The 581-nt window shown below is 63.0% G+C and carries 1 protein-coding gene; it reads left to right on the top strand.

All coding sequences use genetic code 11. The features are described from left to right. Nucleotides 1–581, top strand: a 581-nt coding sequence (locus EKA13_RS27540) for an AMP-binding protein (protein WP_141685689.1), incomplete at both ends; no start/stop codon positions are given.

Genomic DNA, 581 nt, shown 5'->3' with positions numbered 1-581 from the left:
GAGGGCGTGACGGTGCTGAACCAGACGCCATCGGCGTTCCGTCAGTTGATCCCTTTGGCGCAGAAAAACACGGCGCCGTTGAGCCTGCGTTACGTGATTTTTGGCGGCGAGGCCCTGGAACTGGAAAGCCTGCGGCCGTGGTTCGAACGCTACGGCGATCGCCAGCCGCGCTTGATCAACATGTACGGCATCACCGAGACCACGGTGCACGTGACTTACCGCGAAATCACCGAGAGAGACCTTTCACATAAGGGGCCGAGCCCGATTGGCCGACCATTGGCCGACCTCAGCCTGCACGTGCTGGACGCGGACCTCAACCCGCAACCGGTCGGCATTGCCGGCGAGCTGTACGTTGGCGGTGCCGGCTTGGCCCGTGGCTACCTGAACCGCCCGGAACTGACCAGCGAACGCTTCATTGCTAGCCCGTTCGATGCCAGCCAACGCCTGTACCGCAGCGGCGATCTGGCCCGGCGCCTGTCCGATGGCAGCCTCGAATACCTGGGGCGTATCGACCAGCAGGTGAAAATTCGCGGTTTCCGCATCGAGCTGGGGGAAATCGAAGCGCAGTTGCAAAGCCACCC

Source organism: Pseudomonas defluvii, assembly GCF_001695625.1.
GTDB classification, from domain to species: domain Bacteria; phylum Pseudomonadota; class Gammaproteobacteria; order Pseudomonadales; family Pseudomonadaceae; genus Aquipseudomonas; species Aquipseudomonas defluvii.
Note: the sequence above shows the minus strand (reverse complement) of the source record. Positions and strands in the feature narration are given on the sequence as shown.